Origin of the sequence: Actinospineispora eucalypti (assembly GCF_039543365.1) — a bacterium.
In the GTDB taxonomy this organism is placed as follows: Bacteria; Actinomycetota; Actinomycetes; order Mycobacteriales; family Pseudonocardiaceae; genus Pseudonocardia; species Pseudonocardia eucalypti.
On sequence record NZ_BAABJP010000074.1, the window covers coordinates 1 to 884 of the forward strand.

At 68.3% G+C, this 884-nt stretch carries 1 protein-coding gene; it reads right to left on the bottom strand.

What is annotated here, in order from left to right:
• A partial coding sequence (locus ABEB12_RS41960) for an IS30 family transposase (protein ID WP_345703605.1) occupies nucleotides 1–884 on the bottom strand: 884 nt, incomplete at both ends.

An 884-nucleotide genomic window follows, 5' to 3' on the forward strand; every position in this document is an offset into this window, starting at 1 on the left:
CCTCTGCAGGTGTCTTCCATTCGAGGATCTTGCGCGGTCTGGAGTTCAGCGTGGCGGCGACGGCCTGGATCTCCTCGGCGTTCCATCTCGACAGGTCCGTGCCTTTCGGGAAGTACTGCCGCAGCAGGCCGTTGGTGTTCTCGTTGGTTCCCCGCTGCCAGGGGCTGTGTGGATCGGCGAAGTAGACACTGATACCGGTATCGATCTTCAGCTGGGCATGCTGGGCGAGTTCCTTGCCGCGGTCCCAGGTCAGCGAGCGGCGCAGCTGCTCGGGCAGCCCGGCCATCTGCTCGGCGAGCGCGGCCCGCATCGCCTCGGCCCCGTAGCCGGCCAGCGCGGGACCGTTCTTCACCCGTGGCTCGACCCCGTAGCCGTGCATGCGGGGCAGGTGGATGAGCATGGTGAACCGAGTGGTGCGCTCGACGAGCGTGCCGATGGCGGACCTGTCCGTGCCGATGATCAGGTCTCCCTCCCAGTGGCCCGGGACAGCACGGTCCGCGGCCTCGGCGGGCCGCTCGCTGATCATCACCTCGGGCGTCACATGGCCCTGGGGGCGCTGGCGGGCACGGGATCGAGGAACGCGAAGCGCGCGCCCGGTGCGCAGGCAGGCAACCAACTCGCGCTTGAGCCCACCACGGCTCTCAACATAGAGCGCCTGGTAGATCGCCTCGGGCGAGATGCGCATCGACTCATCGTCGGGGAAATCCACTTTCAGCCGATTCGAGATCTGCTCCGGGCTCCACGCCTGAACCCACCGGCGGTCCTGGCGGTGCGGCTTGTTCCGGCCTTTCCACTCGGCCGTCGCCGGTCCGGCGACTGGTACCCCGTCGCAACGACGGACCTGCCCGGACAGCCGTTCCCGCACGTACTCGTGGAGCCGCTCG